We start from the raw sequence: 20,221 nt of genomic DNA on the forward strand, positions 1-20,221 counted from the left end.
GTCAGGACAGCAGGAGCTTTTGTTGCCAGCCTTCTTATCTCGTTTTCCGTGAACCTTCCTGCGTGCGGCTCTATGCTGATTTTTATTTTCTGTCTTTGGAATGAGTCCCTTATTATGCGGACTGCCTCATTTCTTATGTCAAGATATGTGTATCTGCTCAACTCTTCGCTCCTGTTTTTTCCTCAAGACGAAGATTTATCATTGCGGCGATTTCAGCCTTGTCGTCATCTCCAAGCCCCAGATACGGACGGGCGGCAATGCTCCTTTGTCTCCATCCGAGCTGATGCACTGCGGCATAGACTTTTGTCGCTCCGGCAATCACTCTCCATGAGTCTTCCTCATGCGCCAGCGAGTCCATAAGTCCGCCCTGCCGCCACAGGATTCCGTTTCCCGGATTTTCCGTGCCGAACTTTTTTCTGTAGTAGGCTTTCGTTGAGTCCGCTATGTCAGCCCAGTCGTCTCCGTCTGGAGTTTGTTTTTTTGCAAGCCTGTCCTTTGTCTGCGTCATAATCTCCTCGCCGATTGAGGCGAGAAGAGATTTTCTCTCGTCAGGCGAGAGTGCCATTTCATTGAGCCGGGAGCACAGAGCTTTCAGCTCGTCGTCCTGTATTTTTACAAATGCGCCGTCCACTAGAACAGCCTTCCTTTCTTGAAGAACCTCGTTTCTGGAATTCCGTCAGCTTTATTCGCTTCAACAACGAAGCTCTCCTGCTCGGCAGGTCCGGAAAGACCGCCCTTGTATTCCTTGTCGATTTTGTCTATCAGCTGCATTGTCATCTTGAACCATTCCCTTTCGTCCTCGCGGCTTGTAACCGTGTCGGTCAGCTTGTGCATGGCGATGTCGGAGCAGAACGAGCGGATTGCGTTTTCGAACTGCGGCGGAACAGGCTCTATGATGTCGCCAGATTCCTTGTCCAGAAGCCACGGCAGCTGTGACACGATTATTCCAGTCGCATCGTTCAGCGCGGTTTCAACGCGGCGGCTGTCAGTTTCGTCGCTGTCAGGCGCAAGAGGGAGCGTCCCTGCTGGAAGACGCTCCTCAAGCTCCTCTACGGAAAGGAGATTCCTCATTTGCCGTCCTTTACTGCAATCCACTTGTCAGCTTTGATTTTCGCGATGCATTCCTCTGGAACATCGTATTCCGCGAAGACCTGCGTGAGCGTAAGACCGCAGCGGTGGTAGCGTGGCGTGTGGCTCTTGTGCCTCAAGACCATCCTGACCGTTTTTTTCGCCGTTGCCGGATTTTCTTCTGGCTCAGTCTTTTCCTCATTCTTGTCTCCAGGCTTTTTGTCGTCCGGCTGCTCTTTCAGGCTTTCCTCGCCGCCGTTGTTTTCAGCGTTTTGCGGCTCAGCTGATTCTTCTGTTTTTAAGGGTTCTTCGGAAGCCTGTGTTTCCGGCGGAAGATTCTCTGTCTGCGGATTTTCAGGCTTCTGTTCTTCAGTCTGGCTTTGGTTTTTCTTTGACGCTGCCATTTTTGCCTCCTATGCAAGCCAAGGGTTCACGATAAGCTCGACCTTGTTGTAGTTGATGTTTCCAGCTCCGTTGTCGAGGACTGTCCGCTTCAGAATTTTTTCAGCATCGCTCTGAAGCTCCGGCGGAACTACAAGTGCTGTCGGCACAATGCCCATCGGATCTCCTCCGTCGCGCTTGAAGATCTGCATGAGCTTGTATGCGGACTCGAAGTTTGCCGCGTCCAGATTAGCTTTTGAGGCGACAGCCTGCTGCCATAGTCCGTAGCCGAAGTTTCCGCGGTAGCGGATTCCGAAGCGGATTTTGTCCTCCATAAAGACGCTCTCGTCTTTTGTGTCTGTAAGGGACTCAAGCTCCATGCCTGTGCGCTGCTGATGGATAAGCGGCTTGAGAGGACGGTTCAGGGAGAGCAAGAACCATGGAGTTCCTGCGTCGGCGTCTGTCTTTTTGAGAATGTTTGAGACAGAGTCTGCTTCTCCTGTTCCGTCCGCGTTCGGATAGACAGGATGCTCCTCATCAAAGAAATTCTGCCCGTCGTAGCAGGTGGAGGAGAATCCGTTTTTTAGAAGCTCCGCAACCTTGCGGTCGAGGAAGTCGTTAGCCTCCTGTCCCATGCTCTGCGCGATTGTTGAGTAAAGCCCGAGATTGTCGTCCTCGATGTCGGTGCGGTCAACTCCAAGTGTCGCCTCGTACTTCTTGTTCGCAATCTGGTAGCTTGATTCGCTCATGTCCTTGAGCACACGGCTTCCAACCCACTCGCGCATCTGCGGAAACTTTCCGAGCCAGTCGTAGGTGTTTGTTTTGCTTGACGACTGGATTGTTGTCGCAAGATGCTTGTACATTGAGCCTGCGTTCGCATTCTTGAACGCGACATTGAATTCTCCGCGTATTGTTGTTCGGAGATTGTTAAGGGTTGTATTGTTTAGAATTGCCATTATTTTCCTGCCTCCTTGATTTCTTTCCAGTGCTCCTCTGTGTACCCCATAGAGGAAGCCCATTCTTTTTCAGCTGCGTTCAGTTCGACAGAGTCCTTGTTCTCAGGAGCTTTGTCGGACACCTGTGCGCCTCCAGTGATTGACGGTGTTACCGCCATAATCTTCTCGAACTTGGCAAGTCCGTCCTCGCTTGCGCAAAGCTCAAGATATTCAGCCTTGCTTGCAGGAGCGATTTTGCCGTCTTTTGCCGCCTGCTCGACTGCGGCTATAGCCTTCGCCTTGAGGGAAGCTGCGTTCATCTCGGCAAGCTCCTTCTCGGCTCTTTCCGCGCGCTGCTGCGCCGCGGCGAGGTCTGCTCTTGGAGCGTAGGACGCAAGGTCAACGACCTTGTTTTTTGCTCCGTTCAGTTCGGTCTTGAGCCTGTTGATTGCCTCAAGACCGTCTGCCATTGTCGCGGTTTCAGGCAAGCCCAGAGCCGCGCAAAGTTCTTTTTCCATGTTTTTCTCCTCCGCAGTATCCTGCGATGAATTTAGTGCCGGGTTGTCAAGGTTCGGGTTGTTGGTGAGGGCAGCCCTGAGAATCTCGGTGATGTTTCCGTCCTTGTCGCGTGTGAAGACAGGGCTTATGTACTTGTATTCTTTTTCCGCCACGGCTTTCTGTCCGCGCGCGTTCCACTCGACATCCGCCCATATAGAGCCGTCAGCTTCAACCGTGAAATTCCTGAACCAGCCGAATGCCGGAGACGTTCCGCCCTTTGGAGCTGAGAGGTCTGTCGAGTGGTTCTCGTCGATTACGCATCCGTTCTTCACGGTGACAAGACCACTTGAGTTCATTTTTGCGCACAGGGCGGCTGGATTCTCGTTTTTCCAGTGCCGTCCGTCCACGCCTCTGATTTCTTTTCCGGCAGGAAGAATCTGTATCCGTCCGGGAACTCCGCTTTCTGTGTTAAGGCATAAAAAAAGGCTCTCAGTAGTTTTCATACTGAAAGCCTATATCATTTTTTTATCCGCAATGGTGTAACTGCCGTTAAAAATCGCTGAACAGGGAGGGTTGCTTCTGCTCGTGCTCCATCTCGATTGCCCTGTGGTACAGCCGGTAAATCTGGGAGAAGCTCATGTTGTATATCCTGCACAACTCTCCGCGCATTTCTTTTGTTCCGTCGTATTTTTCCCGGATTTCCTTCGCCAGCTCGTCGCGGAACGCTCTGTTTTCTTTGGGAATATAAAGCGGGACTCCTCCGAACTGCGACATGAGGACATCGAGCATTGTCTCTGCAGCTCCGTCGCCGACAGCGTCTGCAAGGACTCCCCTGATTTCTTCCGCCGTCTCTGATTTTTCCTTTTTGAACTTGGGAAGAAAAACCATCTGTCCGCCGAAATACTGGCAGATTGCGCGGATTCCCTTGACCGCTGTTTTATGCTCGCCCCTGCCGAGCCTAAGAGAGCAGCTGGAAACCATTTCCGCCGCGAGGTTCAGTTCTGTCATTCCGTCTCCTTCCTGTCCGGGTTCAGTCCGGCGTCCGCCATCATTTTTCTGAGAGCGGTTATCACTTTCTGCGAGTTCCTTGCTGTCATAAAGCGCGGATGCGCAGCTCCTGTTATCCGTCTTATGAAGCTGTACAAAGCCTTGTCGGACTTGTTCCGTGCTACCAGTTCCCACATTCCCTTGATGTAGTCCATCTGCTCCCTGCTCGCGTCCCAGCCAAGCTCGTCTTCTTTTGTCTCCAGCTTCTTGACCTTGAAGCCGAGCCTCTTCATTGCTTCCAGTGTCTTGTCCAGCTCGAAAAGCGACATATCGGAGCAGCTTGTCTTTTTGGTCGTGCTTTCCAGAACGGCTCTGTAGTCTTCATCAGAAAGTCCGATTTGCGACTTTGCAATGTGGATAAGCTGGATGATTTTTGAACGCTCTGTTTTGCTCTTCATTTCAACTCCAGGCATGACATTTTCCGCCCCTGTGGCGCGTCGGGCTGTACAGCCCTTGCGACGGCAGGGGCAATGTCGGCTAATTTTCCGATTCAGTCTTTTTCGCGGCTTTTGCAGGATATTTCGCCATGTACTGCGCCATCGCGAATGTGGCGAAGCTTTCGATTCCGCCGAACTTCTTGCAGTCCACGTAGTCCGCAAGCTCGCTGTAGTTGCTGACAGTCACGAATATTGATTTCCTGTTTCCATCAGGCTTAAGCCTGTTCTGCACGGCTTTCACCACCTCGCTTCTTGCGAGCGTCGAGACCTTGCACAGTCCTCTGGCTTCCGCTTCCTGCTCAAGAGCCTTGTACTGTCCGTCCGTGACAGTAATCAGAATCTTCCTTCCACCCATTGGATTGCCTCCTATAAAGAATTGACCACGTCAGCGTCCACAGCTTCCGCCCCAAGCTCCGCCGCCTGGTTCATAGCCCGACGTACCCAGTTGTTTATCAGGAGCGGATAAGCCACGCTGTACACAATTCCGCGCCTTGTGGATTTCCTGAGCTTTTCAGCCAGAGCCTCGCAGCCGTCGTCCGTGATTATTTTTCCGCGCTCCTTTCCGAGCCTCTTGAACTTGATGTCAAGGTAGTCCGCGATTTCCTTTCCTGTTCCCAGAGGCTTCAGCTCAAGGACTTCAATGCGCCGGATGACCTCCCGGGCTTCCCAGTTCTGCGACTCGTCGAGCTTAGCCTTCATTTCCGTCTGCCCGATAAGGACAATCGCGAGCAGCTTCTTGAATCCGTCCTCAAGCTCCCAGAACCGCTTAAGGTATTTCAGGGTCGGAATGCTCAGGTCGTGCGCCTCCTCAATCATAAGCACATGGTTGTAGCCTGCGCGTGAGCTGTTGGTGAGAATCCTCTCGACCTGTCTTGACTTAGCCTCTAGCGTCCTTCTCGGTTTTTCCGCAGAGCAGTCCTGTATAATCGCGTCGCAGATTGCGCTTGTTGTGAGCCGTCCCTTGTCGATTGAGCGCGGCGATATGATTTTTATTTTCTGCCCCTCGCTTTGAATCCTGTCCATTGCGTAGCGGCGGATTGTCGTCTTTCCGCTTCCCGACTCTCCGAGCAGGGCGACCATTCCTCCAACCTTTGCAGTCTGGTAAAGAAACTCCGCTATGAACCGGGTCTCGTCTGTAAGGTAGACATCGTCCGCCTTTGTCACATCTCCGCTGAATGGGTCTTGGAAAAGACCGAATTTTTTATACGCTTTCATCGTCAGCATAGCATTCTCCTCTTGGCGTTACGCCAGCCTGACGGCGTTTGAGCCGTCCGTGTATTCTGAAACCAAATCATCGACAAGCTGCGACGGAACTCCTTCAGGAAATTCTTTTTTCAAGCCTGCGATGAACCCTTCTGGTATGAAGCCTGTTCTTGCTTTGAACCTTTTTGCCATCTCAACAGGCGTGATGAGTATGTCGTGGACTTCCACTGTTCCTGCGGCGACCTCGACCTGCTTTCCTGTCTGTGTCCTGAAGAACGGGTCTGCCTGGGTATGGATGAGACTGTGGGTTTTGAAGCCCTGTCCGTCTGTAACCTTTGCAAACGGAACTTCCGTCTTGTCATCGCTTGCGGCGATTTCCGCAAGTGCCTTTGTGTTCTTCTCAATGAGCGTATCGGGCTGGCTTTTGTATTCTTGTCCGAATACTGGAGCCGCAATATCAAAGCCCACTCTGTCGTATTCAATCGGCTTGACCTCGAAGCTCACAATCTCGCCCGCGCGGTCTTGGTAGCTTACGAGTGCCAGAGCCTCTTTGCTCACAAGAATCGGCTGGACATTTACGGTCATTCCCACCATGATGTCAGGCAGGGCAGAAAGGCTGTAGCGTGTAGCAGTCTTGTTCTTGGGATGTACGAAACTGATTGCAAGGTCGCCGCCTACGGTTCTCGGCTGTATGCCGGTCGTAAAAATTTGACGGCATATCTCTTCATCGGGAAGCTCCCTCAGCTGCTCTTCTTCTATCCAGTTCCAAATCATTGTGCGTGAGCCGATTTTACGACCTGCCCGAGTGATTCTTGTGTCCCTGTGCTCCAGCTTGTTTGCGTTGAATGCCGCGCACCACCTTTCCGCCGCGTCGTTCAGCTCTTCCATGGAATTCACTTTTTCAAGATGAAGAAGGCTCTCGAACTGGCACTCCACGATGTTGTTCGCGTTCTCGACCTGTCCTTTCGCCCTCGGGTTGCCCGGCAGGTGTGGCTTTGTCTCCACGCGCAGGGCTTTCAGCGCGTTCGTCACAGGCTTCGAGATGTTCGCGGAGCCGCAGTCCCAGACTAGAAGCTCCGGCAGTCCGTGGAAGTTGTAGAGCGGGTCTTTTTTCTTTCCCCAGGCGTACAGCAGAAAGTCGTACATATTTGCCGAGTTCTCTCCTGCCGCCGCATAGTAGTGGACGCAGATTGTGCCTGAGTAGTGGTCGGTCAGGACATACCTCCAGCACTTAAGGTTCTCCCTGCCTTCAAGGAACGGCTTGTTCTTGTAGACCTCGTCGTCCCTCAGGAACTTCTGCTTGCCGTTCGGTGCGAAGTACATCAGCGCGACCGAAGGGTCTGCAAAATGGACTTGGTTAGGATACTCGCTTCTCATTCTCTGGTGGGGGCTTGGCTTTGACGTTGTTTCCGTTGACAGCGTGCGTGCCTTTAGAAGTCCTCCCAGCTGCCTTGATGAAATCGGAATGTCAAAGCCGTTCTGGAGCATTATGCTCCTCGCGTTCTCTATGCTCATTGTTTTCTTTCCGTTCTTGCGGACAGAGTTCTGCAGGAGTGCGGCAACAGTACTCAAGTCCTTTTCGTTGATACTTGAAGCCCCTGCGTCGCTCCGTTTTCTGCGGTCGCTTTTCCAGCCGTTTCTGCGTAGAGCGCGATACGCGCTGACTTCGCAGAAACCAAACAGTCGGCACATTTCGGCAATTATAGAGCTGCGTTCTTTTGCAGTTTTTGCCGTTTGCATTTGCAGAACAAAATCCTCGTACACGGCTATGCCTCCTGCTTTGTCGGACGGATATATTCCATGTCCTGACAGAAGTCCTGATAGCTGTCGTCAAGGAGCTGAAACAGGTCGTTGCACTGTTCGGAAAATGCTGTGAGCTGGTCTACATTCACGCCCTCGATTTTCTGAGCCTGTGCCACAATCTGTCTGCAAGACCTAAGAGCTTCGTTTGCGGCGGCAAGCTCGCGCATAATCGGAGCTTTCAAACCGTCAAGGGCTGTCTGTGCCAGCTGTTCTTTTGTCGGCGGCTGTCTGCCAGCAAGCTCCATCTCAAGCTCGCTGATTTTGCCTTCTTTTCTGCGGACTACTTCCTCGACAGCCTCAAGCTGCTTTTCGTGTTCATTCTGTGTTTTTGTGCGCTCATTGCGGAGCTCGCGGAGAGCCTTTTTCAGCTCGCGGACTGTCATTTTCGCAACATCGTCAATGTCTCCAAGTCCGTCAACTTCATCTCCATTTACAAGGTCTTGTGCGTCGTCATCATCAAGAACTGTCAAGGCTCTGATTTTTTCTTTTCCGAGAATATTCAAATCGGCAGACGTCTGCCGATTTCCAAACTTTAAAGCGGCTTCCATTGCATAGCGAGCAGACCTTTCTGCAAGTCCAAGCTCTTCGATTGCCGCTAAAAAGTTTCCATGAGCTTCATTTGCCTTGAGTAAAAGAAGTTGCGCGCCAAGCCCGAGCATTCCGCTTGCCATCTGCTCCTGGTACATCTTCGCTTTCTCAAGGCAGACCATGAGATTGTATGTTTCGCCTTCCTCAAGAAAGCGTGTGTTTATCTCCTGCTTTCTGGAAGCCTTTGCTTCAACGGACTGTGCGACTAGCTCCATTGATTCAGTGTTTTCGTCTGATATGTCTGACAGTGGTTTTCTGCCCATAAAATTACCTCGCTCTTAAAAAAACGCAGATGTCTGCGCTTTTGATTTTCTTACTGCATCGCGGACATATACCTTGACTCTTCCTCAGAAAGAAGAAGCCTTGCTTTCTGATAGCTCTTAGCAATCTGCCCTGCAAAGCCGCCGAACTTAGGCGACAGCCGCCAGCGTCCTTTCGTGTCCCGGTCTGCCAAACCGAATTTCTCGAAAATGGCAAGGTCGCGGCATACATTTGTCGCTGTTGTCTCCACCTTTTCTGCAAGCTCCTTGTTTGTCATTCCGGCTATGTGGTTGTCGCACATGGCGAATATTTCCGCGATTATTCTTTCCTGCGAATTCAGTTTTTCACCGCTCATCTTTTGCCTCCCATGCTTATGGCTTTGTCCATGATTTGAATTCCGAGCCTTGCAAGAAAAGCTATGCGGTGCCTCTCGCCGAAATTCTTGATTCTGAGTCCTGTCCTGTAGATTGCTCCCATCATGCGCTTCTCCTTTCTACAAGTTTGCGACATCAAGCGGAATCTGCCTGTAGCTTCCGTCTTCCTGACGCTCGTAGAACCTCATGTATGTCTTTGAACTTGCAACCTGCATTGATTCCGTGATAGCGTCCATCGCTTTTTTCCATGTGGTGTCCTTGATGTTCAGGCGGCGGAGTCCCAGCACTCTGCTTGTGCTTACAAGTCCGCTCTTTCCGACATTGAATGCGTCGTCAACGATTGCCCGCAGGTTCTCGTTTGCGCCCTCGCTCCAGCTTGCGATGCACTTGTCAATCAGCTGCTTTGCGACCTGAAGCTTCTCGTTGAACTGGATTGTGTCGTTCACGGCGACCATCACCTTGAACCTGCCGTCGAAGCTCGTGAGCGTCACATTTCCCTTAGTTCCGCCGAACTTTCTTGCGCCGCTGTCCTTTGCCGATTCCGCGAGGAAGTCCTGCACACGTAGCCAGATTGACTTCTTGAACTCGACGAGCCTGTCGCGCTCCTTGAATGTGTCAACCATGATTGAGGTGACCGCCTCGTGCCGCTTGAGGTCTATCGGCTTTACTGCCGCTATGGGAACAAGCCGCCCCTGCGCATCTTCCAAAAACTGTTCTTTTATTTCTTTTGCCATAGTTTGTTCTCCTTAAAAAATCTTGTTCAAAATATCCTTCATAAAGGCTGCTGGCGAATCGCCTTCAATCCTGACAGCACGTCTGTATCCGTTGTTGAAGACAATGTACACGCAGGCGTTATGTCCGCTCCACTCAAGGCATCTCACGTTTGTTCTTGGCGTGTTGTGGAGCAGCATCCCGAACTGGATTCTTGTCCGCTCAAGGTCTGCTTGCCACCTTGAAAGGCTGCGGCGTTTTTCAGCCGCAGGCTTCGGAAACATCGGGTTTGAAAAGTCCCACTTCATTTTCTGTACAGCTCCTTGTCTGATTTTTTCATGCCGCGCCTCTTGTTGCTTCTGCCTAAGTTGTTTTCTACGATGACAAAAAGTCCTATATCTTTGATGCCGTATGTGTCAGCCATGTTGCTGAATGCTGCAAGCAAATCAATGGCAACACCTGCATTTTTTCCGAACAGCTCAATAGCATCGCCGATGGTAATACGGTGATATAAGGCTTTTGAGGCTGCAAGAATGCCTACTAGCCATGAATTGCAAAACAGGTTGTTGAAACTGTCAAACGCCTTGAAAGAATCAGTGGCTCTGATTAGGTCGCTTTTTTTCATGCTGCGCTCCTTCTGGAAACTATCAGCAGCTCGCCGACAGTTGTTAATCCCAGAATGCCGCAAAGCACGTCATAGACTTTTGATGAGGAAGTGCGACCAGCCAGTACATTTGAGACTTGCGACTGAGAACAGCCTGCGCGGACTGCGATGTCTGTCTGCGTAAGTCCACGAAGCCTGATTTGGTAATTGACCCATTTTCCTTTGTCCGCGTCCAATCTTTGCAGACAAGGGCTTCTTGTGGTATAATCCATAAATACTCCTTGCAAGGATTTTCCTTGCGCTGTGTTTTATGCCGAAAGAATCAGTTTTGCAGAGCCTTTTCTTTCGGCTTTTTTTTTAGCCGGTTAATAAATCATTATTTATTGCCGATAATTAAAGTATAGCAAGATTTTCGTTAAAGTCAAGCGAACATATTGCTAACAGAGGTAAAATTTGCAAGAATTAACGAAATATTTGCTAAAAACACGAAAATCTTTAGGGTTAAGTCAAACAAAATTAGCAAAAGAATTAGGAATACCACAAACCACTTGGGCAAGTTATGAAATCGGCAAGGCAAAACCACCTATTCAAATACTTGTAAAACTTGCACAAATGGGCTACCCGTATGCGGACTTAACAACAGGCTCGTATCAAGGCGGAGAAAAAACGACTGGAGCGGCTGGAGAAGCCTTGCGGGAATTAGCTAGTCAACAAAAAGAAAATGAACTTGTACCTTCTCAGGCTTTCGACATTTTCCGTTTAAGACACGGAACAGCCGTAACACTTGCTGCAAAAGAGACTGATTTTGATGCACTCGTACTTCTTCCAGTTTTCACACAGACGGCGGCGGCAGGAAGAGGACAGCCCGAAACTCAGCTTCAAGAAATCGATAAATATATCCCGATTGTGCTGGAAATGCTCGGCGGAGCAAACCCACGCAACTGTGGAATTGTCCGGGTCGTTGGTGACAGCATGACAGATATGAATTTGTTCAATGGTGATTTTGCTATTTTTGACCGAACACAAATTGAAGGCGACGGAGTATATGTTATAAGCATTGGAACTGATGTCCGGGTAAAGCATCTTGAATATAGACCGATAGAGCGAAAAATTGTCATTAGTTCAGAGAATGCAAAACGTTATCCGAATCCTGAAATAATCACTTATGAACAAGCCGAACAGCTTTTGCGTATACATGGCAAAGTTGTCAGTTGGCTTCACAGAAATCCGTACTAGGAGATAATTTCAAAGGAAGGTAATAAATTATGGCAAAAAAAGAACTAACCATCAGCAATCCAAAACTGGTCGCCGATTTCTTCAAGGCAGCAACAACAGAAGATTTAACGGAGGTTAATATATCATTTGCCCCTGAATATGCAAGGCTCAGGATACATATCAAAGGCGAAGGCTTTAATTCCACGCTGACACCTTCAATTATGAAAGGTTTTTTGTCTTTGCAGGATATGATTTATCGACAGTATTCCCTTCTGCATTATGGGTGCATAAAGCGGCTAACAGCAGAAGAGAGAAAAATGCTGGAATTTACCGTTATCGTATCGGAAGGCTCTACAGATACGCTTGTAGATCTTGTAAAATCTTTGGGGAATATGGTTATTGGTATGGAATCCAAACATAAACTTGCGGCTGTTGCTATAGCAGGTGTTCTTACAGCAGGCTGGGCACTAGGCACAAAGTACATTGATTATAAAAAAGAGATTGAAACTGCGCATATCGAGCATGAGGCAACTGTCGAGATGCTTAACAACATTAAAGCTTCACAAGACGCTGCCACACAGTTAGCTCTTGAAGACAAGCGAATCATACTTGAAATGCAAAATAATGTTTACAATTCCGCGGTTGCTGTCTATTCAGCCTTAAAAGATGATGATATAGAAAATCTGGAAATCAATGGGAATACTGTAACAAAAGCCGACATTGCTGAGCTTACGAGAATTGAAAGAAAGAAATACGAGCTAGAAGAAAATGTCTATAGCGGACAGTTCAACATAAGTGCAATATACCGTGAAAATAATAATGTCTACATTGATGCTAAACAAGAGAATTCAGGATTGATAATTGCTCATATAAACATTCTTGCTGATTTTATTTCAGCAAATGATTATAACTGGCTTAAAAATGCAGTTGAGGGCAAACCTGTCGAAATGACAATAACAACGACTGAAAAAAACAACAAAATAATTTCAGCTGTTTTGCATTCTTTCAGAAAAGAATAATATCAATAAAAATGGCTTGTGAGAGAAAAGCGTTCTCACAAGCCCATATAGCATTTAACATGACCAGATAAATATGCTATCACAGGGAGAAATCAAGAATGTATTAGCAGCGGCTAAAAACGCTCAGCCAAGACCTTATGAATGTACCTGCTTACTGTAAGACCGCTTTGTGCCGCAAGCTCCTCAAGCCGCTTCTTCTCGCTCTCTGTAAGCCGGACGGCAACCTGCACGGAAAGGGCATTTTCCTTGCGTGCGCCTAGGCTTCCAGCAGGACGTCCAGCACCTTCTCTTCTTCCGCCTCTCGGCATGGCTACCCCCAAATTCTAGAAATAATGACGACAACAATTCCCATGATGATTCCACGGAAAACCGACTCCAATGTGATTCTCAAGAATGCCTTCAGCTTGATTGACATATCCGCCCCTAGGTAGTATGCTTTTTACTAAAGGCTGAGCGGTCGTCACACCAGCCCAGCCTCGCACCCGTTAGATGTACTTGCTGATTACCAGCAGAGCTACACCTATAAGGATTTGAACGAATGCCTTGTAGACTTCCACAACCACAGTCTTCAAGGCTTTTTTTATCCGTTCAGTCATCGCATACTCCCTTTAATAAAGATGAACTACGGAGCAACGCTCCTGATGTTTTCAATATACTTTTATTTGATTATTTTGTCAATGCTTTTATTCAAAAAAACTATTAAATATTTTTTCCAGAAATTCCGAATCTTTTAACCTCCGTTAAGCCATCCGCAAAGCCTTTTCCTGATAGCCTCGAAGGAAGAGGTGAACAATGCTAAAATTTGAGATACGGCGAAACCGCCAGAGCTACAATTTCAGGGCAGACCCGGGCAAGCCCGACAGCTTTGAGAACAACTGGAAGAACAACAGCCTAGACCTGCTCGCTCTTCTGGACGGTCAGGAGCTTCTGTTCCAGTGCCGCGCGCAGACAGTCGCAAACTACTGCTTCGGAGACATGAAGCCGGGCGACAGGCTTCCGCACGGTGACACAGTCGCCGAGGGAAAATTCACAGTCCGCTGCTTCGTTGAGCCCAGGAAGTTCCACGGCGAAATCCACGCAATCACAAGCACAACAGACCTTGACGGACAGGCTATCGACAGGAACGCTATGCAGATTTCTGCGCAGTGCTTCCAGAACGGACGGTGGCTAATCCACGACAGGCACAGCTTCAAGCTAGGACGGGACACGAACTACGCCTGGTCAGCAGGCTGCTTCATCCTCTCATCAAAAGACCTCGCAGAGCTGAACGCAGTCCTCAAAAGAGAGGGCGTAAAGGCTGGAGATGAAGTCGAGGGCGAGGTCATAGAAGACTTTCACGGAGGCAACGCATGAGCATGGACATATCAAGGCTGCTTCCTGCGGCGGTCATTGCGGCAATAATGCTGACTGTGATTCTCACTGAAATCATCAAGAAGGCTGACAGAAAAGACAGGCTCAAGGGCTACAGGATTTACATTCCAGCCGCGCTGAGCCTGCTTGAATCCGCTCTTCTTGCCTTCGGCGAGTTCTTCACTTGGCGGCAGACGCCTTTCTACTGGGCTGTGATTTTCGCCGTGAGCGTATTCGGCTACGAGGCAATCTACCGGAAAATCAGGACATGGCTGGGGATGGATGAAAGCAGCTCAAAAGATTAAATCAGCACTCGCGCTCATCGGACTGCTTGCGCTCGGAATTCTGACCGGCGCGCTGCTTCTCAGAAAACCTGAAAAAGAAAAATCCGACGAGGCTGAAAAGGCAAAAGAGGAAAAGAAGAATGAGATTGAAGGCACTCCTGCCGGCTCTCTTGTCTCTGCTGCTGGCAACGCAGACGAGCTCCGCGCAGAAAAGGACAGAATCAAACGCACCCTCCGGGAACGGATACGGAATAGACTTGACGAGGAACTACACAGGCTCTCAGGTTCTGGCGATGATTCAGATTGCAGAGCAGGAGGCGGAGCAAGCAATCGATGAAGCCTTCAACGAGGGCTACAAGCAGGGATTGCTCGCTTCCGCTCCCGACGCGGAATACTGGCGGATAAAATCTTTGCAGCATGAGACGGAAATAGCGCGTCTCAAAAAGGAAAAATGGCTGTACGCTTTCGGCGGTCTTGGAGCAGGATTCCTTGCCGGAAGCGGATTCGGTTTCACGATACGGATTCAGAACTGACAGCTCCAGTTTTATTAACGCCTGTTAAACCGCAGGCGTTCTTTTTTTCCAGTAACATTCTCTAAACGGAGCAAATATGGAAATAGCAAAATTCGTCCTGACCTGCATAGGAAGCTTTATCGCTGTCAGCGGATTCTTCATGGGCATCTGGAAAGCCTACAGCAAAAAGATGGAGGAAAGAATCAAGTCCATCCAGCAGCAGGCGGACGAGAAGATAAAGGAAGCCCAGAGCAGCGCGCGGACTGAAATTGACGAAGTGCGCGAAGGCTCAATCGCAAAGTCGGAAAAACTTGAGAGGCGGATTGTCGCCCTTGAAAAAACTGTCTCTGACCTGCAGAGAGATGTGAGCCTCAATCTAGGACAGAGGCTCTCAAACATCGAGGGCGAGATGAAGGGAATGAACAACATCCTGAAGCAGATTCAGGGCTGGTTTATCAACAACACGCCGAGGAGCTAGCAAGTGAAAGACATTTTTATCGGAAACCAGCGGATTATAATTCTGCAGGGAATCGAGAAGAACATAACCCTATCAAATGAAATGGCGCAGAGGCTTCTGCGCGTCTACGGACACACGCTTCCGCTCGAAAAAGTGAACGCAGCCTGCCTGTGGCTTGAACAACGCGGACTTGTGACAATCGAGCGGCTTGACGAGTCGCTCCTCACAATGAAGCTCACAAAGCACGGACAGGAAGTGGCTCTAGGCTTCGCCCGGGAAGACGGCGTAGACCTGCCTGTGGAGGACTAGGCTATGGGACAGAAATCCAGCATAGACAGGCTTCCCGAAAAACTCCGCTCAAAGCTGATTGAGCTTCTGCAGAATCCTGCCGTAACACAGAAAGAAATCGTCGGGCTGATAAACGCAGAGGCTGGCGAGAATGTGGTGTCAAGGAGCAGCGTGAACCGCTACAAGCTCCGCATGGACAAGTTCGCCGCCAAGACAAGGGAAGCCCGGGAGGTCGCGGACGCGTACATCGAAAAATACGGAACAGAAAACAGGAATAAGCTCGGCAAGGTCGTGAACGAATACATCAAGCTTATGGTGTTCGACCTGACAACCGAGCTTGAGGAGCTAAAGGATTCAGACGGAGAGATAAAGCCGGAAAATCTGGCGGACATAATCTACAAGGTTTCAAGGGCAATAAAGGAGCTTGAGCAGGCGGAAAAGCTCAACGCGCAGCGCGAGTCGGAAATCAAGGCGGCTGTCCAGAAAGAAGCCGCGGAAAAGGTCGAGACGGTATGCAGGCAGAAAGGCGTGACGGCGGAAACAAAAGAAGCAATCCTTGCTGAGATTTTCAGCATTACGGAAAAATGACAATACAGGAAGCAATGGGCAAGGCAGTTCTCCTGCCGTATCAGAAACTATGGATTCTCGACAAGTCTCTCGTGAAAGTGTGGGAAAAATCCCGGCGCATCGGAGCTTCCTATGTCGAGGCGTTGAACTGCGTTCTCATTGCCATGATGTCAAAGCCGGCTGGAGGAATGAGCTGCTACTATCTCTCGTACTCAAAGGAAATGACACAGCAGTTCATAAACGACTGCGCGTTCTGGACGCACATTCTCGGAATCGCCTGCTCCGATATGGAGGAAGTCGTTGTCAGCGACGAGGACAAGGACATAATGGTCTACAGAATCCGCTTTGATTCGGGCTTTGAGATTTGGGGATTGCCCAGCGTTCCACGCTCGCTCCGCTCAAAGCAGGGGCATGTAGTCATTGACGAGGCGGCTTTCGTTGACGATTTGCCGGAGCTACTCAAGGCTGCGATGGCTCTCCTGATGTGGGGCGGCTCGGTTTCAATTCTCTCCACCCATAACGGCGACGACAATCCCTTCAACATCCTAATCCAGCAGATTCATTCAGGCGGCAAGGACTATTCCCTTCATCACACCACGATTACGGACGCTCTTTCTGACGGACTTTACAAGCGGATATGCGAGGTCAAGGACAGGGAGTGGACGGAAGAGAAAGAAAGCCAGTGGCTCTCGCAGCTTGAGAGGGACTACGGCGACGCCGCGGAAGAAGAGCTTTACTGCATACCTGCAAGGAGCGGAGAGCGTTATTTTTCTGCTGCGCTGGTGGCTTCCTGCGCCGTCAAGGACAAGCCTGTGTTCCGCTTCGGAGCGGACGACTCGTTCACATTTGAGAGAAGAGAGCGGCGTGAAAAGGAATGCAGAAAATGGTTCAGGGAAGTCAGACCTGTTCTGCAAGCAACGGACTTGCCGGTCTGTTTCGGCGAGGACTTCGCGAGAAGCGGAGACCTTACCGTTCTTCACTTCGACACGGAGCTTTCGGACGGAGGCACGGACACGCTGTGCGTAATAGAGCTGCGCAATGTTCCGTTCGCGCAGCAGCTCCAGCTCATAATGCTGTGCTGTGAAACGCTCAAGAACTTCAGCGGAGCGGCTTTCGACTCTCGTGGAAACGGACAGATGATTGCCGAGATGATGGCGCAGGAATATCCCGGCTCGATTCTTCAGGTCATGCTAACAAGAGGCTGGTACGCGGAGAATATGCCAAAACTGAAAACTGCCTTTGAGGACGGAAAGACAAACATTCCAGACGACCTGTTCCTGAAAGACGACTACAAGGTCGTCTGCTTGGTGCAGGGAGTTCCGCTCATAACGGACAGGACTGGAACAAAAAGAAGCAAGAGGCACGGCGACGGCTGCATCGCAAAGGCGATGTCTCTCTTTGCGCACAACGAGCTTGAGGGCGCGGCTTACCAGAAGATGACATACGAGGCGGTCGGGACATCGAACAGATTCAGATTCAAAAAAGAGGACGACGAATGGTAGACGGAAAAGAAAATGACAAAAACGAAAAGAATGGAAAGAATCAGTTTGGAGCAGAGCAGGCTTTCGCTGTTCCGTACACGAACAGAACTCCGTGGGCTGATTTCTCTTTGCTCAACAGACTGTCGCCTGAAAAGCTCGCCTCAATACTCCGCGATGTGAGGAGCGGAGAGTGTCCTGCGGAATATCTGGAGCTTGCGCAGGACATGGAGATGAGGGACCTGCACTACCGCTCTGTTCTCTCCACACGGAAGGACGCTGTGTGCGGACTCGAAATCCGCGTCGAGCCAGCGAGCGACGACAGGCACGACATTGAAATGGCGCAGGCGATAGAGAACGACATTGTAAAGAACCGCTCCGCAAGGTTCATTCCGCTTCTGCGCGATATGCTCGACGCCTTGGCAAAAGGCTTCTCTGTCTGCGAGATTGAGTGGAGCACCACAGGAAAACTTTGGAAGCCTAGAAAATACGCTTGGAAAGACCCGCGCTGGTTTCAGTACGACAAGGAGACCGGGCAGACTCTCATGCTCCGAGACGAGCTGACAAGCGAGCTGCATCCGCTTTTACAAAACAAGTTCATAATCCACGAGCCGCACCTAATCAGCGGAACGCAGATTGCCGGAGGGCTGGCTCTTCCGGCGCTGTTCTACTTCATGCTCAAAAGCTACGACGTGACAAGCTGGGCGGCTTTCATCGACCGCTACGGATTTCCAATCCGGCTGGGAAAATACAGCCGCAAGGCGACCAAGGACGACATCGCAACGCTGCGCCGGGCTGTCGCCTCAATCGGCGCGGACTTCGGAGCGGTCATCCCAGAGGGCGCAGCAATCGAAATCATCGAGTCCAAGACTTCAAGCGAGAACAGCGAAGCCTATCAGAAAATGGCGACTTGGATAGACAAGCAGATTTCAAAGCTCGTACTAGGTCAGACGATGACCACCGACGACGGTTCAAGCCGTGCACAGGGCGAAGTCCACGAGGAAGTCCGGCAGGACATAGCGGCTGCGGATGCTCTCGCGGTTGCCGATACGCTCAATTCATGTCTTGTAGTTCCGTACATCAACTTCAATTTTGGAGAGCAGGAACGCTATCCTGAAATCGTGCTCTACAAGCCGGACGAGCAGAATGTCGAGCAGGTTGTGAACGCAATAGAAAAGCTCGCTCCTCACGGTCTGACGGTCAAGGCAGACGAAATCAGAAGCATGCTCGGACTTTCAAAGCCGGAGGAGAAGGACGAGATTATCGGCGGCAGAATGCCTGTTTCAGCACCTGATGGAGAATCAGATTTGAACTCAAACACGGAACTCAATGCCGCATCTGCTGGCAGTCAATCTGATTCGAGCTTTGTTTCCGACATCGAAGCCGATTATTCAGGCGACCTTGTGCCAATCAGCGACGAAATAGCGGAAGTACTGGAAAAGGCAGCGGACAAATCAACCGACTTCGACAGCTTCAAGGCGGAGCTTTTGCAGCTTTCGTCAGAATGGAGCGCAGACAAAATCGCAGACCTTATGGCGATAGCGTTTTTCTCAGCTCGTGCCAAAGGCGACAGCAATTTTGCAGGGTAAAAAAATGGCAGACAAACTCATTCCGAAACAGGCACTTGAATACATCAAAAACAAAAAGCTCCGCCCTGCGTTCAGCTACAAGGATGTGTGGAACGAGGAACACGCCACGGCTTTCACGGTCGCAAAGGCAATGCAGCTTGACATCCTCTCCGACATAAAAGGAGCTGTCGAAAAGGCGATTGAAAAAGGCACGACTTTCGAGCAGTTCAAAAAGGAGCTGAAACCCACGCTCATGCAGAAATGCTGGTGGGGAAAGAAGGATATGACCGACCCACTCACAGGCGAGACCATAGCCGCACAGCTCGGAAGCGACCGCCGCCTGAAGACAATCTACAGCACGAACCTCCGCAGCGCGTACCAAAAAGGACAGTACGACCGCACGATGGAAAGCGACCTGCATCCGTACCTCATGTACAGAATCGGTGCAAGCATCCACCACCGGGAGCAGCACGTGCGATGGAACAACCTTATCCGCCCGAAAGACGACCCGATTTGGAACAGTATTTTTCCACCCAACGGATACGGCTGCAAGTGCTACACCGTCGCCGTTACAGAAACGAGAAAGCAGAAGTACGAGCGCGACGGAGTTCCGGCTTACGACTCCGGCACGCGGAAAACTGTGCGCGTTCCAGTCCAGACGGAATCACCGAAACCGAATTACAGGAATTTCTTCAACGAGCGGAAAGGGACTCTTGAGCGCATTCCGCAGGGAATAACTCCCGGATTCAACTGGAATCAGGGGCAGACAGGACGAACAATACCAGTCCTGCAGGAGTGCATAAAAAAAGCGCAAAACGAAATGCCCGAAGCCGTCGATTCCGTAATCAGGACATTACAGAACTCCACGATTTACAGAGACCAGCTTTCCAGCTTCGTAGAACAGGCATATAAAAACAAGGCTGCCGGAATGGTGAACAACAAGAACACTACACCTGTCGGCTTTCTGGACAAAAAGCTCACAGACTTCCTGAAAGCGGAAGGAATAGATGCAGGCGGACGGAACATCATTGTCCTTGAGCAGCGGCTGGTAACCGGCGACAAGTACCTTGTCAGGCATGCAAAAGCAGGGAATGCACCGACGGAACAGGATTGGAAAAATCTGATGGATTATATAGCAGACGCGAATGTTTACTGGGACAACAGAGACAAGAAGAAAAATCTGCTTTTTCTGAAAAAACTCTCTGATTCAGAATACATCAAAATTGCTGTTGATGTTCTGACCACAGAACGATATTTGAGGCTTCCAAAAGTTGACACAATGTTTTATTTAAGGCTTGCAACAGAAGATAATCAAGGTATAGATGAATTCAATGCGATTTTGAAATTAAAAAAAATAAGATAGGCGAAGGCGGTGGGAGTTGAACCACACTGCATGTAGCATGTCCGAAGACCCTATGTCCGCTCCTATATTGACTTCTACCTTCGCTTACCTTTACTTGCATAATACGGCTCTCCGCCTTGGAAGTCAAGCCGAAGTTTTAACAGCGGTTAATCTACACCAGAGCTTTCCTTTTCTTATACTTTCATCATACGCTTTCATCAGCCAGCGGAC

At 50.0% G+C, this 20,221-nt stretch carries 30 protein-coding genes; 12 read left to right on the top strand and 18 right to left on the bottom strand.

Translation table 11 applies throughout. The features are described from left to right. Positions 1-157: 157 nt before the first annotated feature. The 17 genes from B3209_RS00830 to B3209_RS00910 all read right to left on the bottom strand — a co-directional run bounded on the left by B3209_RS00830 (position 158) and on the right by B3209_RS00910 (position 10,182). Entirely contained in the window at positions 158-631 is a 474-nt protein-coding gene (locus tag B3209_RS00830; RefSeq protein ID WP_296689409.1) for a phage virion morphogenesis protein, read from the bottom strand. Further along, positions 631-1,071: a hypothetical protein gene (locus tag B3209_RS00835; protein WP_296689411.1), complete on the bottom strand. Its 441-nt coding sequence runs from the start codon at positions 1,069-1,071 to the stop codon at positions 631-633. Before B3209_RS00835 ends, B3209_RS00830 begins: the two co-directional genes overlap by 1 nt. Further along, positions 1,068-1,472, bottom strand: a complete 405-nt coding sequence (locus tag B3209_RS00840) for a hypothetical protein (protein WP_296689413.1) — start codon at positions 1,470-1,472, stop codon at positions 1,068-1,070. The genes B3209_RS00835 and B3209_RS00840 overlap by 4 nt, the downstream gene beginning before the upstream one ends. A 9-nt stretch (positions 1,473-1,481) precedes the next feature. Further along, on the bottom strand, positions 1,482-2,405 hold the full coding sequence (locus B3209_RS00845; RefSeq protein WP_296689416.1) for a Mu-like prophage major head subunit gpT family protein: 924 nt from the start codon (positions 2,403-2,405) through the stop codon (positions 1,482-1,484). Further along, positions 2,405-3,385, bottom strand: coding sequence for a phage protease (locus B3209_RS00850; RefSeq protein WP_296689418.1), 981 nt, complete (start codon positions 3,383-3,385; stop codon positions 2,405-2,407). Before B3209_RS00850 ends, B3209_RS00845 begins: the two co-directional genes overlap by 1 nt. Positions 3,386-3,431: 46 nt before the next feature. Beyond that, positions 3,432-3,890 (bottom strand): Mor transcription activator family protein, encoded by a 459-nt coding sequence (locus B3209_RS00855; RefSeq protein ID WP_296689420.1) that lies wholly within the window; start codon positions 3,888-3,890, stop codon positions 3,432-3,434. Continuing rightward, positions 3,887-4,327 (bottom strand): regulatory protein GemA, encoded by a 441-nt coding sequence (locus B3209_RS00860; protein ID WP_296689423.1) that lies wholly within the window; start codon positions 4,325-4,327, stop codon positions 3,887-3,889. The genes B3209_RS00855 and B3209_RS00860 overlap by 4 nt, the downstream gene beginning before the upstream one ends. Before the next feature lie 79 nt (positions 4,328-4,406). Next, positions 4,407-4,721 carry a hypothetical protein gene (locus tag B3209_RS00865; protein WP_296689425.1) on the bottom strand — a complete coding sequence of 105 codons (315 nt, stop codon included), beginning with the start codon at positions 4,719-4,721 and terminating at the stop codon, positions 4,407-4,409. Positions 4,722-4,732: 11 nt separating this feature from the next. Further along, on the bottom strand, positions 4,733-5,590 hold the full coding sequence (locus B3209_RS00870; RefSeq protein WP_296689427.1) for an ExeA family protein: 858 nt from the start codon (positions 5,588-5,590) through the stop codon (positions 4,733-4,735). An 18-nt stretch (positions 5,591-5,608) separates the two neighbouring features. Continuing rightward, entirely contained in the window at positions 5,609-7,333 is a 1,725-nt protein-coding gene (locus B3209_RS00875) for a transposase (protein ID WP_296689429.1), read from the bottom strand. Positions 7,334-7,335: 2 nt separating this feature from the next. Continuing rightward, positions 7,336-8,223 (bottom strand): hypothetical protein, encoded by an 888-nt coding sequence (locus B3209_RS00880; RefSeq protein ID WP_296689432.1) that lies wholly within the window; start codon positions 8,221-8,223, stop codon positions 7,336-7,338. 50 nt (positions 8,224-8,273) lie between these two features. Then, positions 8,274-8,576 (bottom strand): hypothetical protein, encoded by a 303-nt coding sequence (locus tag B3209_RS00885; RefSeq protein ID WP_296689436.1) that lies wholly within the window; start codon positions 8,574-8,576, stop codon positions 8,274-8,276. Then, positions 8,573-8,701: a hypothetical protein gene (locus tag B3209_RS00890; protein ID WP_296689438.1), complete on the bottom strand. Its 129-nt coding sequence runs from the start codon at positions 8,699-8,701 to the stop codon at positions 8,573-8,575. The genes B3209_RS00885 and B3209_RS00890 overlap by 4 nt, the downstream gene beginning before the upstream one ends. Positions 8,702-8,714: 13 nt before the next feature. Further along, positions 8,715-9,329, bottom strand: coding sequence for a DUF3164 family protein (locus tag B3209_RS00895; protein WP_296689440.1), 615 nt, complete (start codon positions 9,327-9,329; stop codon positions 8,715-8,717). A 12-nt stretch (positions 9,330-9,341) separates the two neighbouring features. Beyond that, positions 9,342-9,614: a hypothetical protein gene (locus B3209_RS00900; RefSeq protein ID WP_296689442.1), complete on the bottom strand. Its 273-nt coding sequence runs from the start codon at positions 9,612-9,614 to the stop codon at positions 9,342-9,344. Next, positions 9,611-9,931, bottom strand: a complete 321-nt coding sequence (locus B3209_RS00905; protein ID WP_296689444.1) for a hypothetical protein — start codon at positions 9,929-9,931, stop codon at positions 9,611-9,613. The genes B3209_RS00900 and B3209_RS00905 overlap by 4 nt, the downstream gene beginning before the upstream one ends. Continuing rightward, on the bottom strand, positions 9,928-10,182 hold the full coding sequence (locus B3209_RS00910; RefSeq protein WP_296689445.1) for a helix-turn-helix domain-containing protein: 255 nt from the start codon (positions 10,180-10,182) through the stop codon (positions 9,928-9,930). Before B3209_RS00910 ends, B3209_RS00905 begins: the two co-directional genes overlap by 4 nt. Positions 10,183-10,363: 181 nt before the next feature. Here B3209_RS00910 and B3209_RS00915 point away from each other — a divergent pair, with 181 nt between their 5' ends. Both B3209_RS00915 and B3209_RS00920 read left to right on the top strand, forming a co-directional pair. Then, complete coding sequence (locus B3209_RS00915) at positions 10,364-11,146, top strand: LexA family transcriptional regulator (protein WP_296689447.1); 783 nt, start codon at positions 10,364-10,366, stop codon at positions 11,144-11,146. 29 nt (positions 11,147-11,175) lie between these two features. Next, positions 11,176-12,144 carry a hypothetical protein gene (locus tag B3209_RS00920; protein WP_296689449.1) on the top strand — a complete coding sequence of 323 codons (969 nt, stop codon included), beginning with the start codon at positions 11,176-11,178 and terminating at the stop codon, positions 12,142-12,144. Positions 12,145-12,257: 113 nt separating this feature from the next. Here the strand turns inward: B3209_RS00920 and B3209_RS00925 are convergent, their stop codons facing one another. After that, a complete protein-coding gene (locus tag B3209_RS00925; RefSeq protein WP_296689451.1) occupies positions 12,258-12,452 on the bottom strand; it encodes a plasmid mobilization protein in 195 nt (64 codons plus the stop codon). Between the two features lie 484 nt (positions 12,453-12,936). On the opposite strand from B3209_RS00925, the gene B3209_RS00930 reads away from it, so the two are divergent. The 10 genes from B3209_RS00930 to B3209_RS00975 all read left to right on the top strand — a co-directional run bounded on the left by B3209_RS00930 (position 12,937) and on the right by B3209_RS00975 (position 20,011). Further along, the gene (locus B3209_RS00930) at positions 12,937-13,497 is read left to right on the top strand and encodes a hypothetical protein (RefSeq protein ID WP_296689452.1); all 561 of its coding nucleotides are present in this window, start codon (positions 12,937-12,939) and stop codon (positions 13,495-13,497) included. Beyond that, positions 13,494-13,799 carry a hypothetical protein gene (locus tag B3209_RS00935; RefSeq protein ID WP_296689454.1) on the top strand — a complete coding sequence of 102 codons (306 nt, stop codon included), beginning with the start codon at positions 13,494-13,496 and terminating at the stop codon, positions 13,797-13,799. The genes B3209_RS00930 and B3209_RS00935 overlap by 4 nt, the downstream gene beginning before the upstream one ends. Next, positions 13,777-14,115 (top strand): hypothetical protein, encoded by a 339-nt coding sequence (locus tag B3209_RS00940; protein ID WP_296689458.1) that lies wholly within the window; start codon positions 13,777-13,779, stop codon positions 14,113-14,115. Before B3209_RS00935 ends, B3209_RS00940 begins: the two co-directional genes overlap by 23 nt. After that, positions 14,072-14,311 carry a hypothetical protein gene (locus tag B3209_RS00945; RefSeq protein WP_296689464.1) on the top strand — a complete coding sequence of 80 codons (240 nt, stop codon included), beginning with the start codon at positions 14,072-14,074 and terminating at the stop codon, positions 14,309-14,311. Before B3209_RS00940 ends, B3209_RS00945 begins: the two co-directional genes overlap by 44 nt. A gap of 76 nt (positions 14,312-14,387) precedes the next feature. Then, entirely contained in the window at positions 14,388-14,768 is a 381-nt protein-coding gene (locus B3209_RS00950) for a hypothetical protein (protein WP_296689468.1), read from the top strand. Between the two features lie 3 nt (positions 14,769-14,771). Beyond that, positions 14,772-15,056 (top strand): hypothetical protein, encoded by a 285-nt coding sequence (locus B3209_RS00955; RefSeq protein WP_296689470.1) that lies wholly within the window; start codon positions 14,772-14,774, stop codon positions 15,054-15,056. A 3-nt stretch (positions 15,057-15,059) separates the two neighbouring features. Then, positions 15,060-15,623, top strand: a complete 564-nt coding sequence (locus tag B3209_RS00960; RefSeq protein WP_296689475.1) for a phage protein Gp27 family protein — start codon at positions 15,060-15,062, stop codon at positions 15,621-15,623. After that, positions 15,620-17,104, top strand: a complete 1,485-nt coding sequence (locus B3209_RS00965; protein WP_296689477.1) for a hypothetical protein — start codon at positions 15,620-15,622, stop codon at positions 17,102-17,104. Before B3209_RS00960 ends, B3209_RS00965 begins: the two co-directional genes overlap by 4 nt. Continuing rightward, positions 17,098-18,669 (top strand): DUF935 domain-containing protein, encoded by a 1,572-nt coding sequence (locus tag B3209_RS00970; RefSeq protein WP_296689480.1) that lies wholly within the window; start codon positions 17,098-17,100, stop codon positions 18,667-18,669. Before B3209_RS00965 ends, B3209_RS00970 begins: the two co-directional genes overlap by 7 nt. A gap of 4 nt (positions 18,670-18,673) precedes the next feature. Further along, positions 18,674-20,011, top strand: coding sequence for a phage minor head protein (locus B3209_RS00975; protein ID WP_296689484.1), 1,338 nt, complete (start codon positions 18,674-18,676; stop codon positions 20,009-20,011). The last annotated feature ends 210 nt before the right edge of the window (positions 20,012-20,221 follow it).

The organism is Treponema sp. UBA6852, assembly GCA_002449305.1.
In the GTDB taxonomy this organism is placed as follows: domain Bacteria; phylum Spirochaetota; class Spirochaetia; order Treponematales; family Treponemataceae; genus Treponema_D.